At 72.3% G+C, this 13,503-nt stretch carries 13 protein-coding genes; 5 read left to right on the top strand and 8 right to left on the bottom strand.

Translation table 11 applies throughout. From position 1 onward, the window contains the following. Positions 1–348 precede the first annotated feature (348 nt). Together ACIHAA_RS11605 and ACIHAA_RS11610 are read left to right on the top strand one after the other, a co-directional pair. Complete coding sequence (locus tag ACIHAA_RS11605) at positions 349–708, top strand: hypothetical protein (RefSeq protein ID WP_399815735.1); 360 nt, start codon at positions 349–351, stop codon at positions 706–708. A gap of 1 nt (position 709) precedes the next feature. After that, positions 710–1,168 carry a hypothetical protein gene (locus ACIHAA_RS11610; RefSeq protein ID WP_399815737.1) on the top strand — a complete coding sequence of 153 codons (459 nt, stop codon included), beginning with the start codon at positions 710–712 and terminating at the stop codon, positions 1,166–1,168. 140 nt (positions 1,169–1,308) lie between these two features. Here ACIHAA_RS11610 and ACIHAA_RS11615 read toward each other — a convergent pair whose 3' ends face one another. From ACIHAA_RS11615 to ACIHAA_RS11625, 3 genes are all read right to left on the bottom strand, one after another. Further along, on the bottom strand, positions 1,309–1,812 hold the full coding sequence (locus ACIHAA_RS11615) for a GNAT family N-acetyltransferase (RefSeq protein WP_399815739.1): 504 nt from the start codon (positions 1,810–1,812) through the stop codon (positions 1,309–1,311). A gap of 45 nt (positions 1,813–1,857) precedes the next feature. After that, positions 1,858–2,364, bottom strand: coding sequence for a sigma-70 family RNA polymerase sigma factor (locus tag ACIHAA_RS11620; protein WP_399815740.1), 507 nt, complete (start codon positions 2,362–2,364; stop codon positions 1,858–1,860). Between the two features lie 74 nt (positions 2,365–2,438). Beyond that, entirely contained in the window at positions 2,439–3,623 is a 1,185-nt protein-coding gene (locus tag ACIHAA_RS11625) for a glycerophosphodiester phosphodiesterase (RefSeq protein ID WP_399815742.1), read from the bottom strand. A gap of 370 nt (positions 3,624–3,993) precedes the next feature. Here ACIHAA_RS11625 and ACIHAA_RS11630 point away from each other — a divergent pair, with 370 nt between their 5' ends. Beyond that, positions 3,994–4,683 (top strand): lysophospholipid acyltransferase family protein, encoded by a 690-nt coding sequence (locus ACIHAA_RS11630; RefSeq protein ID WP_399815744.1) that lies wholly within the window; start codon positions 3,994–3,996, stop codon positions 4,681–4,683. A gap of 66 nt (positions 4,684–4,749) precedes the next feature. Here the strand turns inward: ACIHAA_RS11630 and ACIHAA_RS11635 are convergent, their stop codons facing one another. The 5 genes from ACIHAA_RS11635 to ACIHAA_RS11655 form a co-directional block, all read right to left on the bottom strand. Further along, complete coding sequence (locus tag ACIHAA_RS11635) at positions 4,750–6,276, bottom strand: MFS transporter (RefSeq protein WP_399815746.1); 1,527 nt, start codon at positions 6,274–6,276, stop codon at positions 4,750–4,752. After that, positions 6,273–6,824, bottom strand: a complete 552-nt coding sequence (locus tag ACIHAA_RS11640) for a TetR/AcrR family transcriptional regulator (RefSeq protein WP_399815748.1) — start codon at positions 6,822–6,824, stop codon at positions 6,273–6,275. Before ACIHAA_RS11640 ends, ACIHAA_RS11635 begins: the two co-directional genes overlap by 4 nt. Positions 6,825–6,968: 144 nt before the next feature. Then, positions 6,969–7,925 carry an aldo/keto reductase gene (locus ACIHAA_RS11645; RefSeq protein ID WP_399815750.1) on the bottom strand — a complete coding sequence of 319 codons (957 nt, stop codon included), beginning with the start codon at positions 7,923–7,925 and terminating at the stop codon, positions 6,969–6,971. Between the two features lie 264 nt (positions 7,926–8,189). Next, positions 8,190–9,623, bottom strand: a complete 1,434-nt coding sequence (gene argH, locus ACIHAA_RS11650; RefSeq protein WP_399815751.1) for an argininosuccinate lyase — start codon at positions 9,621–9,623, stop codon at positions 8,190–8,192. Between the two features lie 138 nt (positions 9,624–9,761). Further along, positions 9,762–10,955: an argininosuccinate synthase gene (locus tag ACIHAA_RS11655; RefSeq protein ID WP_399815752.1), complete on the bottom strand. Its 1,194-nt coding sequence runs from the start codon at positions 10,953–10,955 to the stop codon at positions 9,762–9,764. A gap of 288 nt (positions 10,956–11,243) precedes the next feature. Here ACIHAA_RS11655 and ACIHAA_RS11660 point away from each other — a divergent pair, with 288 nt between their 5' ends. Both ACIHAA_RS11660 and ACIHAA_RS11665 read left to right on the top strand, forming a co-directional pair. Then, the gene (locus tag ACIHAA_RS11660; protein ID WP_399815754.1) at positions 11,244–11,957 is read left to right on the top strand and encodes a L,D-transpeptidase; all 714 of its coding nucleotides are present in this window, start codon (positions 11,244–11,246) and stop codon (positions 11,955–11,957) included. Between the two features lie 202 nt (positions 11,958–12,159). Then, positions 12,160–13,497 (top strand): ferric reductase-like transmembrane domain-containing protein, encoded by a 1,338-nt coding sequence (locus ACIHAA_RS11665; protein ID WP_399816128.1) that lies wholly within the window; start codon positions 12,160–12,162, stop codon positions 13,495–13,497. The last annotated feature ends 6 nt before the right edge of the window (positions 13,498–13,503 follow it).

Here is a 13,503-nt window from a genome sequence, read left to right on the forward strand (position 1 = left end):
ACAACGAGCACCGGGCGTCATGGTCGCCTCGGTCGCGCAGGTGCGGCAGCTCGTCGTGGTCATGCGCCCCAGTAAACCAGACGCCCCGTCCGGATCCCTCGTGTCCGTCCGCCATTCGGACAGCCGTGGACACCGGGGGACGGGAGCGGGCGCCGTGACGGGCCGCCCGACAGGCCCGTCGGCCAGTCGGCACAGGGGCTTGCGGCGCCGCCCCGCGCCGCGCTTGCACCGGGCGGACGGGGCCCGGTTGTGGCCAAGGCCACGGCGGCGGGTCCGGACCGGGCCGTGCGCGGGCCGCCCGCCGGGGGCGAGCGCATCGGACCTTTTGGCCCGTAATAGGGTCACGGCATGCTTGATGCCCTGACGCTGGCGACCGGTGTCGCCGCGCTGCTGCTCGCCGCCTGGTGCGGCTGGGCGGCCTACCGTGATCAGCCCACCAAGGACTGGCACTTCATCGGCATGGGCTTGGTGACGCTGCTGGCCCTGGTCCAGCTGGTCGTCGGCATCGTCCAGCTGGCGCGCGGCGAGAAGCCGGAGCAGGGCACGACGATCTTCGTGGCGTATCTGCTCGGTGCCTTCGCGTGCGTCCCGGCGGCGGGCTTCATGTCGCTGGCGGAGCGCACCCGCTGGGGTTCGGTGACGGTCGCGGCCGGCGGTGTGGTCCTCGCCGTACTGGAGGTGCGGCTCTATGACATCTGGGGAGGCTGAGATGGCGGCCACGACATCCGGGAAGGCCGGGACGGCGACCGCGGAGGAGAAGCCGGCGAAGGCACGGCTCATCAGCGGGCCCGGCATGCTGCTCGTCTGGCTGTACGGCGTAATGGTGGTCGGTGCGGTGTCGCGCTCGGCCGTGCAGATCTCCGCGCACTTCGACAAGGCCCCGCTGGCGTACTCGCTGTCCGCGGTGGCCGGGTTGGTCTACGGCTTCATCACCTACTCCCTGGTCCGCGGCGGCGAGACGGCCCGGCGGGCGGCGCTGGTCTGCTGTGCGGCGGAGCTGGCGGGCGTCCTGGTCGTCGGCACCTGGACCCTGGTGGAGCCGTCCGCCTTCCCGGACGCGACGGTGTGGTCGGACTTCGGGATGGGCTATCTCTTCATCCCCGTACTGCTGCCGCTGTCGGCCATGTACTGGCTGCGCAAGGCGCACACCCGGCATCAGGCGGCCTGAGCCCGGGCGTTCCGTCGCGCCGGGCGCGCCCCTCGGGTGACGCGCCGCCGTGCCCGGGCCGCCCCGCCCGAACCGCCGTTCCTCAGGCCGTCGCGCTCGGGCCGCCGTTCCTCAGGCCGTCGTGCCCGGGCCGCTGTTTCTCAGGCCGTCGCCGCGTAAGTGGCCGCGGGGGCCTGCTTCTCCAGGACGATCAGTGGGACGCCGTCGGCGCCCTCGGCGGTGCCCGCGGCCTGGTAGCCGAGGCGGCGGTAGAGCCGCAGACCGCTCTCGCTGCGGTGGCCCGCGCTCAGCCGGAACCGTGTGGCGCCCCGCTGTTCCGCCAGTGCGGTCTCCGCGGCGCGCAGCAGGCGGGCGCCGATGCCGTGGCCCTGGAGCCGGGGGTGCACACAGAGCGTGCCGATGGAGGCCGCGCCGTCCTCGGTGACACCGCCGCGCACGGAGCCGACGACCTCCTCGCCGAGGCGTGCCACGAAGACGCAGTCCGAGGCGACCTCCGCGCGGACCGAGTCCAGACTCTGGACGAGCGGGCCGATGCGGTAGTTGCCGTACAGGGCGGCCTCGCTCTGGAAGCACAGGTACTGAAGCCTGAAGATCTGCTCGGCATCCTGCTCGGTCGCCGCCGAGATGGTCACGCTCATGCCCATGCGCGCACGCCTCCCGCTCACCTGATCACCTGTCGTCCCCCACTCCTATCCCCGTGGTTCGACGACCGCAACCTCCGCCGCCAGCAATCGCCGTAGACATCCCAGGCATTTGGAGCGTTCGGGGCCGAGGCTGCCCTGTGAGATACCCAACTCCCCCGCGATCTCCCGGTAGGTGAGGTCGTGCGGGGACAGCAGGGCGGCCATCAGCCGGGGGCAGCGGCCGGGCAGGCGGCGGACGGCCGCGTACAGGGCGCGGCGGCGGGCCGCCATGAGGGCCTGCTGCTCGGGATTGCGGCCCGGGTCGTCCGTGGGTTCGGCCCGGTAGGGCACTTCGAGCCGGGCGGTACGGCGGCCTCGGCGCGCCTCGGCGCGGACCGCGCGGCGCAGCCAGCCGGGCGGGTCGGCGGGCGGCCGGTCCCCCTCCAGCCGCTCCAGGAGCCGCAGCCACACCGCCTGTTCCAGATCGCCCGGTTCCATCCCCGACGCGTGTGCCTCCGCCGACGCCTCGGCGGTGAGCAGCGGGTGCAGGGCGGTCAGCAGATCGTGGGTCATATGCGGCGGGACGCCGCCGCCCCGGCTGCGGGTTTCCGGAACGGCGGCGATTCACCCCAACCGGGCTCCGTCCGTCAGCCGTTGACGCCCCGGCCGTGCAGGAAGTCCGCGCGGGCCAGCACCGCGGTGTCGGCGTTGTCGCTGAAGACACCGTCGATGCCGGTGGCGAAGTACGCCTGGAAGGCGCCGAAGGCGTCCCCGTACGCGGCCGGGTCCGTGCCCCGGCGGAAGTCCGCGGGCAGGAAGGTGTTCTCGTTGCGCATGGTGTACGGGTGCAGGATCAGGCCCGCGGTGTGGGCGTCGGCGACGAGCGTGGAGGGCCGGTCGAGGCTGCCGTCCGCCTTCCGCGGGACGACCAGGTCGAGGGTGGGGCCGATGCCCTGCGCGTAGGAGGCGATCTCCTTGAGGCCCTTGGGGGTGATGAGGTCGGCGACCGTCCGCGGGTCGCCCGTCTCGACGAAGTCCCAGGGGCGGGTGTTCGCGGTGGACAGCAGGACGACGAGCGGGTTGCCGATCAGCTTGTCCAGGCGCTGGATGCTGGTCGGTTCGAAGGACTGGACGAGGACGGGCGAGTTCCGGTGGTTCTTGCCGTGCGCCCGCAGGATCTTCGCGAGGCGCTCCTCCAGGCCGAGGCCCAGCTTGCGGAAGTAGGTGGGGTGCTTGGTCTCGGGGTAGATCCACACCTGCCTGCCGCGCCTGCGGGTCTGCTCGTCCTGCCAGCGGAGCACCTCCTCGAAGGTGGGGATATCCCAGCGGCCGTTGTAGAGGGTGTTGCGCTGCCGGGTGTCCGGGATCCGCTCCACGGCGCGCAGGGTCTTCAGTTCCGCGAGGGTGAAGTCCTCGGTGAACCAGCCGGTGGTGGGGACGCCGTCCAGGACCTTGGTGGTCCTGCGGCCGGCGAACTCGGGGTGGGCGGCGACATCCGTGGTGCCGCCGATCTCCGGCTCGTGGCGGCACACCAGATGGCCGTCCTTGGTGGGGACCAGGTCGCCGGCCTCCACGATGTCGGCGCCGAGGTCGAGGGCCAGCTCATAGGAGCCGAAGGTGTGTTCGGGACGGTAGCCGCTGGCGCCCCGGTGCCCGATGACGGCCGGGACCGGCAGGCCCTTCAGGCCGCCGCCGTGCCGCGGCCCGGCGCTCGTGGCACTCGCGGCGCCGGGCAGTCCGAGGACCGCACCGCCCGCCCCCAGTACCGCGGCCCCGAGCAGCGCCCGTCGGCCCGTCCCCCGCTCCTGCCCGTACGACTCCTGGGTCCCCATGGGTTCCTCCCACCACGTGTGTCGACAGCGGCTCGATCGTAAGTGCGACCGGGTGACGGACGGGAGACGTCCGCAGGAACACGGCGCACACGCGCGGGGTCACCGGGATGTGTGAAACGGGCCCCGGGACGCATGAACGGCTCCCTCCGGGACACCCGTCACGGCGGCGGCTCACGGCGGCCGCGCATGACGGGCCGTCACGCAGCGGCGCGATGTCCGTCACATTCCCGCCCGGATGTGACAGCCGGGCAACGCGACACCGCCGCAGGTAAACAGTCGTTCATGACTCGTATCGACCCGGTGAACTCGATGTGCGCCGCACCGGGCCCGCGAGTATCGTCCTCACCTGCACAGACTCATACCGCATCCCTTGACACCGGAGGGCCCGTTGTCCCGCTTCGCGCTCATCAAGGCAGTGCTCGCACCGATCATGCGCCTGATGTTCCGCCCACGGGTGGAGGGCCTGGAACACATCCCGGGTGACGGGCCGGTCATCCTGGCGGGCAACCACCTGACGTTCATCGACTCCATCGTGCTGCCGATCGTGACCACCCGGCAGGTGTGCTTCATCGGCAAGGACGAGTACGTCACCGGCAAGGGGCTGAAGGGGCGGCTGATGGCCTGGTTCTTCACCGGCGTCGGCATGATCCCGGTGGACCGGGACGGCGCGAACGGCGGTGTGGCCGCGCTGATGACCGGCCGCCGGGTGCTGGAGGAGGGCAAGGTCTTCGGCATCTACCCGGAGGGCACCCGCTCCCCCGACGGCCGTCTGTACCGCGGCCGCACCGGCATCGCCCGCCTCACCCTGATGACCGGCGCCCCGGTGGTGCCGTTCGCCATGATCGGCACGGACAAGCTCCAGCCGAACGGTAGCGGGATGCCGCGCCCGGGCCGGGTCACCGTGCGCTTCGGCGAGCCGATGGAGTTCTCCCGGTACGAGGGGATGGACCGGGACCGCTATGTGCTGCGGGCGGTCACCGACTCCGTGATGACCGAGGTCATGCGGCTGTCCGGGCAGGAGTACGTGGACATGTACGCCACGAAGGCGAAGGCCGCGTAGAGCGGCCTCAGGCCCGCGCCAGGGGGCCGTGTCCCCGCGGGGACACGGCCCCCTGGCGTTGCGCGGTCAGGACGACACATCGTCCAGCCGCTGGCCCCGCAGCAGGAACCACGCCGCCACCGCGGTGGCGAGCAGGACCACCGCGCCCGCGCCGGTGGCCAGCCTGAGGCCCTCGACAAAGGCCTCCCGGGCCGAGGACAGCAGTGCCTCGGCGGTGTCCGTCGGCAGGTGCCTGGCCACCTCGACCGCGCCGCCCAGGGATTCATGGGCGGCATCCGGGGTGCCCGCGGGGGCGGTGAAGCCGCGGTAGATGCCGGTCATGATCGACCCGAGCAGGGCGATGCCGAGGGCCGCGCCGAGTTCGTACGCCGTCTCGGAGACCGCCGAGGCGGCACCCGCCTGGTCCTTGGGCACGCTGGACAGGATCACGTCCGCGGTCACGGTGAACGACAGTCCCGCGCCCACACCGACCACCAGCAGCGCGCCCCCGATCAGCGGATATCCGGTGGCCCGGTCGAGCAGGGTGAGGGCGGCCAGCGCCAGCCCCACCGCGGCGAGCCCGGCGGAGACCACCGCGCGCACCGAGAAGCGGCGGGCCGCGGTGCCCGCAACCAGACCGGCCGCCACCGCGCCGACGGCGGCGGGCAGTTCGGCGAGTCCGGCCTCGAACGGCCGCCTGCCCTGGACCAGTTGGAGGTACTGGGAGAGGAAGAAGACCAGTCCGGACATGCCGAGGACGGTCAGCAGGTCGGCGAGGACCGCGCCGCTGAAGCCGCGGCGCCGGAACAGCCGCATGTCCAGCAGCGGCACCGGCATCGTCAGCTGGCGGCGGACGAATCCGGCCAGCGCGGCCGCGCCGAGGAGACCGGTGGCCACGCTCGGCCAGGTGAGCCCCTCCGCGGCGGCTTCCTTGACCGCATAGACGACGCCGACCATGCCGACGAGCGACAGTCCGACGCTGATCAGGTCCCAGGGGCCCGGGTTCGGGTTGCGGGACTCGGGGAGCGTCCGGATGCCGACCAGGACGAGGACGACCATCACGGGCACGTTGATGAGGAAGACCGAGCCCCACCAGAAGTGTTCGAGCAGGAAACCGCCGGTGATCGGGCCGACCGCGGTGCCCGCCGAGGCGGTGGCGCCCCAGATGCCGACCGCGAGGCTGCGCTCGCGCGGGTCCGTGAAGATGTTGCGGATCAGGGCGAGGGTGGCGGGCATCAGGGTGGCGCCCGCGACGCCGAGCAGCGCCCGCGCCAGGATCATGGTCTCCGCGGAGCCCGCGTAGGCGTTGAGGACGGATATCAGACCGAAGGCCATGGCGCCGCCGAGCAGGATCCGCTTGCGGCCGATGCGGTCGCCGAGGCTGCCCATGGAGACCAGCAGACCGGCGATGACGAACGAGTAGACGTCCCCGATCCACAGCAGCTGGGTGCCGGAGGGCTCCAGGTCCTCGCTGATGTAGGGGGTTGCGAGGCCGAGCACGGTCGCGTCCACGGCGACCAGCAGCACGGCGAGCACGAGGACGGCGAGGGCGAGCCACCGGTCCGGCCGCCGCTCCGTCCGCGGGGCGAGCGCCGGCTGCGCGGTGCTGGTCATGATTCCTCTCTCCTGAGTGCGCCGCCGAGGAACATCTCGACGATCATGTATCTGTAGTCCTTGGGGGCCAGGCGTCCCTCCGCCATGGCCCAGGCGCCCGAGGCCAGCAGGCCGTAGAGGGCGTCGGTGAGCCAGGCCGGGGTGAGGTCGATACGGAACTCGCCCGCCGACTGCCCGCGCCGGAAGAGCGCCGCCATCCGGGCGTCGATCCTGGCCCAGCCGGCGTTCTGCTCCTCGCCCTCGTAGAGCTGGTTCTCGCTGTAGAGGAAGGCGAGGAGGGCCGCGGCGGGCTCGATCTCCGTCACAAACCGGCGCAGGGCGTCCCGGGCCGGGCCGTCGTCGAGCCGCGCCGCGGCCAGCGCCGCTTCGCACTCCTCGATACCAAGCATCTCCAGGGCGCGCACGAGCGCGTCGCGTCCGGCGAAGTGGCGATGCAGGGTGGCCCGGCTGATCCCGGCCGCCCGGGCGACCTCGTCCATGGTGGCGGTGGATTTACGGGTGAGCAGGGCGGCTGCGCTGCGCAGCACGTGGTCACGGTCGACGGCCATGAAACAAGAATAGCGCACGTGAGACATCTTTGTCTCACGTGCGGCATGTGAGTCTCATTGACCGCGGGTGTCCACAGGAGAATGCGTGTCTACGGGAGAAGGGGTGTCCAGAGGAGAGGGGTGCCTACGGGAGGAGGGGGCCCCTCAGTGCCAGGGCAGCCGGCCGCGCTGCTGCCAGTACGCGCGCGGGTCCTCGGCGAGGGTCTCCAGGCGGGCGAGCCGTTCCGGGTCGAGGTCGACGGCGGCGGCCTCCAGATTGGAGGCGAGCTGGGCCGCGGTGGCGGCGCCGGACAGGACGACATCGGCCCAGGGCCGGTGCAGGACCGCGGCCAGGGCGATGGTGTCGGAGCCCAGGGACAGCCCCTCGGCCACGGCCCTCAGCGCCCCCGGCGCGTGGGGGTCCGCCAGGCGTCCGTTGGCCATGCCCTCCTTGACGATCACCAGGAGCCCGGCGTCATGGGCCTCCTCCAGCGCCGGGGCGGCCGAGGTCTCCAGGAGGTTGTACGTGGACTGGACGCTGCGGAAGAGGGGCGCGCCGCCGACGGTCACGGCGAGCGCCGCGCGGATCGCCTCGGCCTGGGCCGGGCCGCTGGTGGAGAAGCCGATCACCAGGCCGTCCGCGGCGGCCTCCGCGAGCCGGGCGTGCAGTTCACGGTCGGTGAGCGCCGGGCTGTCGGGGGTGACCGAGTGGATCTGGTAGAGGCCGAGGCGGTCGCCGAGCAGGGCGGCGGTCTCGGCACGCTGGCGCTCGTAGGTGGCGAGGCCGTGGTCCTTGACCTCGTGCCGCTCGGCGTCGGTGGTCCAGCCCGCGGTGTAGGTGTAGCCCCATTTGCTGCCGACGACCACATCACCGATCTCCGGGTGCGCCGCCAGCCAGTCGGCGAGGAACTCCTCGGAGCGGCCGTAGGAGCGGGCGACGTCGATGTGGCGTACGCCCCGGGCGTAGGCGGCGTCCAGCAGTTCATGGGTGCGGGCGCGCAGGGCGTCGACGCTGCGGTCGGACGGGAGGTCCCGCTCCCGGCCCAGATTGATGTAACCGGGGCGCCCGACGGCGGCCAGGCCCAGACCGAGGCGGCGGACGGGTGTCATGGCTGAGGCCATCGGGTCTCCCCTTTTCGAGCTTTCGAGCTTTCGAGCGAGGCCGGGAGCCCGGGGACGGCCGGGGGCGGTCACCGGGCTGCCGTGCGGGTCGGCACCTAGCGGGGCCGTCATGCGGTCGGCTCCGCGCGGTGCTCACCGCATGGTCGGTGTCGCACGGTGGACGCCGTGCGGTCGGCTCCGTGCGGTGGACGCTGCGCGGTTCGGATCAACCTAACCCGCGCCGCCCTCCTCGTACGACCCGGCCGCCTCCCCTGCCGCGACCCGCTACTTCCCCTGCTTGGCGGTGGCCCAGGCGTGCTGTGCCGCCAGGTCCTCCTTCACCTCAGCGAGCTGGACGGCGACCGCCTCGGGTGCGGTGCCGCCGCGGCCGTTGCGGGAGGCGAGGGCCCCGGGGACGTTGAGCACGGTGCGCACCTCGGGGGTGAGATGGGCGCTGATCCCGGCGAACTGCTCGTCCGTCAGCTCGTCCAGCTCCTTGCCCTCGGCCTCCGCGGTCTTGACGCACTCCCCGGCGACCTCGTGCGCCACCCGGAAGGGCACCCCCTGCTTGACCAGCCACTCGGCGATGTCGGTGGCGAGCGAGAAACCGGCCGGGGCCAGCTCCTCCAGGCGCTCGCGGTGCACGGTCAGGGTGGCCATCATCCCGGTGAAGGCGGGCAGCAGGACCTCCAGCTGGTCGATGGAGTCGAAGACCGGCTCCTTGTCCTCCTGGAGGTCGCGGTTGTAGGCCAGCGGCAGGGCCTTGAGGGTGGCGAGCAGGCCCGTCAGATTGCCGATCAGACGGCCGCTCTTGCCGCGCGCCAGCTCCGCGATGTCCGGGTTCTTCTTCTGCGGCATGATCGAGGAGCCGGTGGAGAAGGCGTCGTGGAGGGTGACGAAGGAGAACTCCTTCGTGTTCCAGAGGATGACCTCCTCGGCGATCCGGGAGAGGTTCACGCCGATCATCGCGGTGATGAAGGCGAACTCGGCGACGAAGTCACGGGAGGCCGTGCCGTCGATGGAGTTGGCCGAGCTGCCGTGCTCGAAGCCGAGGTCCCTGGCGACGGCCTCCGGGTCCAGGCCGAGGCTGCTGCCCGCGAGCGCGCCCGAGCCGTAGGGGGAGACGGCGGTGCGCTCGTCCCACTGGCGCAGCCGCTCGGCGTCCCGGGAGAGCGCCTGGACATGCGCGAGCACATGGTGGGCGAAGAGCACCGGCTGGGCGTGCTGGAGATGGGTGCGGCCGGGCATCGCCACGTCCGGGTGGGCCTCGGCCAGGCCGGTCAGGGCGTCCTGGAGGTCGGCGAGCAGGCCGCCGAGGACCCGGGCGTGGTCGCGCAGATACATCCGGAAGAGGGTGGCGACCTGGTCGTTGCGGGAGCGGCCCGCGCGGAGCTTGCCGCCGAGGTCGGGGCCGAGGCGTTCGAGCAGACCGCGCTCCAGGGCGGTGTGGACGTCCTCGTCGGCGATGGTGCCGGTGAAGTCGCCCGAGGCCACGTCCGCCTCCAGCCGGTCGAGCCCGGCGAGCATCCGGGTCAGCTCGTCCTCGGTGAGGAGCCCCGCCCGGTGCAGCACCCGCGCATGGGCACGGGAGCCCGCGATGTCGTAGGGCGCGAGCCGCCAGTCGAAGTGGACGGAGGCGGACAGCCTGGCCAGGGCCTCGGCGGGGCCGTCGGCGAAGCGGCCGCCCCAGAGCCGTACGTCACCGCTGTTGCTGCTCAACTCAGGTCTCCTCGGGAAGGTTAAGGATGTGCCGCCGCCTCCCCACCCGGGAGTGAGGAGGCGGCTGTCGGCTCGGGCGGCGCGCCCGGGGTCCTTCGTCCGGATCGGGCGAGCCCCGCATGATCCGGACGAGAGGCCTCAGACGAGGTCCCGCTTGGCGGCGATCTTCGACGACAGACTGTAGATGTCGATGAAGCCCTTGGCCGCGGACTGGTCGAAGGTGTCGCCGGTGTCGTAGGTGGCGAGGTCGAAGTCGTACAGCGACTCGCCCGAGCGCCGCCCGGTGACGACCGCGCGGCCGCCGTGCAGGGTCATCCGGATGTCGCCGGAGACATGCTGGTTGGCCTCGTTGATGAAGCCGTCCAGGGCGCGCTTGAGCGGCGAGAACCACTGGCCGTCGTAGACCAGTTCGCCCCAGCGCTGCTCGACCTGCCGCTTGTAGCGGGCGAGTTCGCGCTCGACGGTGACGCTCTCCAGCTCCTGGTGGGCGGTGATCAGGGCGATCGCGCCCGGCGCCTCGTAGACCTCGCGGGACTTGATGCCGACGAGCCGGTCCTCGACCATGTCGATCCGGCCGACGCCCTGGGCACCCGCGCGCTCGTTGAGCTGCTGGATGGCCTGGAGGACGGTCACGGGCTTGCCGTCGAGGGCGACCGGGACACCGCCCTTGAAGGTGATGACCACCTCGTCGGCCTCGCGGGGCTCGGCCGGGTTGGAGGTGTACTCGTAGATGTCCTCGATCGGGGCGTTCCAGATGTCCTCGAGGAAGCCGGTCTCGATGGCCCGGCCGAAGACGTTCTGGTCGATGGAGTACGGGGACTTCTTGGTGGTCGCGATCGGGAGGCCCTTGGCCTCGCAGAAGGCGATGGCCTTGTCCCGGGTCATCGCGTAGTCACGGACCGGGGCGATGCACTTGAGGTCGGGGGCGAGGGCGACGATGCCGGCCTCGAAGCGGACCTGGTCGTTGCCCTTGCCGGTGCAGCCGTGGGCGACCGTGCTGGCGCCGTGCTTCTGGGCGGCGGCGACCAGGTGCTTGACGATCGTCGGCCGGGACAGGGCGGAGACCAGCGGGTACCGGTCCATGTAGAGGGCGTTCGCCTTGATCGCCGGGAGGCAGTACTCGTCGGCGAACTCGTCCCGGGCGTCGGCGACCTCGGCCTCGACCGCGCCGCAGGCGAGCGCGCGCTTGCGGATGACGTCCAGGTCTTCTCCGCCCTGGCCGACGTCCACGGCCACGGCGATGACCTCGGCTCCGGTCTCCTCCGCGATCCAGCCGATCGCGACGGAGGTGTCCAGACCGCCGGAGTAGGCGAGTACGACGCGCTCGGTCACGGGTTTCTCCCTCGGGGTGCATTCGCTGTTATGCATGAGTATGCAGAACTCTGCATGGTTCGTCAATCCCATTCACCCGTGTGGCGGCATCGGGCAGCACTTCGCAGGCAGGGACGACGTCCCGCGCGATGCGTGCCTCGGCGCAAGGCGCGCTTCCGCTCGACGGGTGCCTCCGGGCGATGCGTGCCTCCGCTCGATGGGTGCTTCCGATGGAAAGAACGCCGCGAATCCGGTCCCGACGGCCTGCCGGGGCCGCCCCTGCCGCTGGCGCCGTGTACGTTTCGAGCCATGCGCTCCGGTGTCGTCGCCGCCCTCGCCGCCCTCGTCTCCGCCTCCCTCCTGCTGCCGGCCGGTGCCGCGCCGCGCCCGGCGGTGGTCCCGCTGCCCGAGCGGATGGCGGACACCGGCGGCGGCACCCAGCTGATCACCGCGGAGGCGCCCGCCGCCGGGGCGGCCTCGGGCACGGTCACCTGGTGGGACCGCCGGGGCGGACGCTGGCTGCGGACCGGGTCCGCGCCCGCGCGCTTCGGTGCGCACGGCCTGGCCGAGGGCCGCACCCGCAGACAGGGCACCGCGACCACCCCGGCGGGCCTCTTCGACCTGCCCTTCGCCTTCGGCATCGCGGCGCCGCCGCCGGGGACGAGGACGCCGTACCGCCGGGTCCACGCGGACTCCTGGTGGTGCCAGGACAACGCCTCGCGCTCCTACAACCGCTGGACCGAGCCCCTCCCGGCCGACTGCCGGGCCACCGAGTCCGAGCGGCTGGCCGCCTACGACCCGCAGTACTCCCACGCCCTGGTCATCGGCTTCAACTACCGCGCCCCGGTGCGCAATCGGGGCGCCGGGATCTTCCTCCACATCAACGGCAGGGCGGCGACCGAGGGCTGTGTGTCGGTCCCGCGGGACGCCATGCGGTCGATCCTCACCTGGGCGGATCCCGTCCGGGCACCGCACATCGCGATCGGCACCACGGGCGGGACCCTCGCGCTCACCCGCTACTGAGCGCGTCCGGGCGCCGGTCCACCGGCAGTTGGCACCTCCGGAACCGGGGACGGCTCCGTGACCGCGCGGCGGTTTGAACGCGGAGCGGGTCCCGCACGTACCTGTGGGCCAAGGAGGCCCCCGGGCCTCACCCGTCCCACGCAGGACCACGGAGGACACCGTGTCCACGATCGCCGGTGGCCGCGCCGCGCGGCGCCAGACGATGCGCGCCATCCGCCCCCGCCGCTCCCCCGCCGTCCCGCTGCTGGCCGCCGTCTGGGCGGGCGCGGCGGGCGTCGTCTGGCTGTGGTGGATGAACACCCCGTCCATCGCCGACAACAACAGCAGGATCCTCAACGCGGGGCGGATCACCGGCCTTCTCGCCGGCTATCTGATGGCGCTCGTCGTGCTCCAGATGGCGCGGGTGCCCGCGCTGGAGCGGCGGGTCGGCTCCGACCGGGTCGCCCGCTGGCACGCCATGACCGGCCGGTACACCATCTGCCTGGTCCTCGCCCATCTCTTCCTCACCATGTGGGGCTACGCCCTCCAGAGCGGCAAGGGGCTGGGCGGGATCGTCCAGCAGACCATCGACTCGACCCAGCAGCTGCCGGACGTGGGCAAGGCCGCCATCGGCACCGGTCTGCTGGTGCTCATCGGGCTCATCTCGATCGGCCCGGTCCGCCGCCGGATGTCGTACGACCTCTGGTACCACGTCCATCTGCTGACCTACGCGGCCACCTATCTGTCCTTCTGGCACCAGCTGTCCACCGGCAACGAGTTCGCCGGGACGCCCGCCGCCAGGACCGCCTGGTACGCCCTCTACGGCTCGGTGACCGCGCTGGTGCTCTGGTACCGGATCCTCGTCCCGGTCCGGCTGAACCTGCGGCACCGGCTGCGGGTCGAGGCGGTCATCGAGGAGTCGCCGGGCGTGGTCTCGGTGCTGATGACGGGCCGGAGGCTGCACCGGATGGGAGCGGAGGCCGGGCAGTTCTTCCGCTGGCGCTTCCTCGCGCCCGGGATGCGCTTCAGCTCCCACCCCTACTCGCTGTCGGCGGCGCCCCGCCCGCAGATGCTCCGCATCACGGTGAAGGCCATCGGCGACCACAGCTCCGCGCTGCGGGACCTCGCGCCCGGCACCCGGGTGTGGGCGGAGGGCCCCTACGGGGCGCTGACCGCGGACCGGCGCAGCCGCGGCAAGGTGCTGCTGGTGGCCGGCGGTGTCGGCATCACGCCGATGCGGGCCCTGTTCGAGACGCTGCCCGGGGCGCCCGGGGATCTGACCCTCCTCTACCGCGCGAACACCACCCAGGACCTGGCCCTGTGGGACGAGCTGGCCCAGATCGCCCAGGAGCGCGGCGCCCGGCTGATGTACGCGGTCAACAGCCCGGACGGCGAGCGCCCGGACATCTCCGCGGACACCCTGCGGCGGAAGCTGCCGGACATCGACCGCCACGACGTCTTCATGTGCGGACCGCCCGGCTTCGCACAGCAGGTGTACGAGGCAGTGCGCGGAGCGGGAGTTCCCGCCCGCCGTATCCATCACGAGTCGTTCGAGATGTGAGCGACG

The sequence above is a fragment of the Streptomyces sp. NPDC052040 genome (genome assembly GCF_044548405.1).
In the GTDB taxonomy this organism is placed as follows: domain Bacteria; phylum Actinomycetota; class Actinomycetes; order Streptomycetales; family Streptomycetaceae; genus Streptomyces.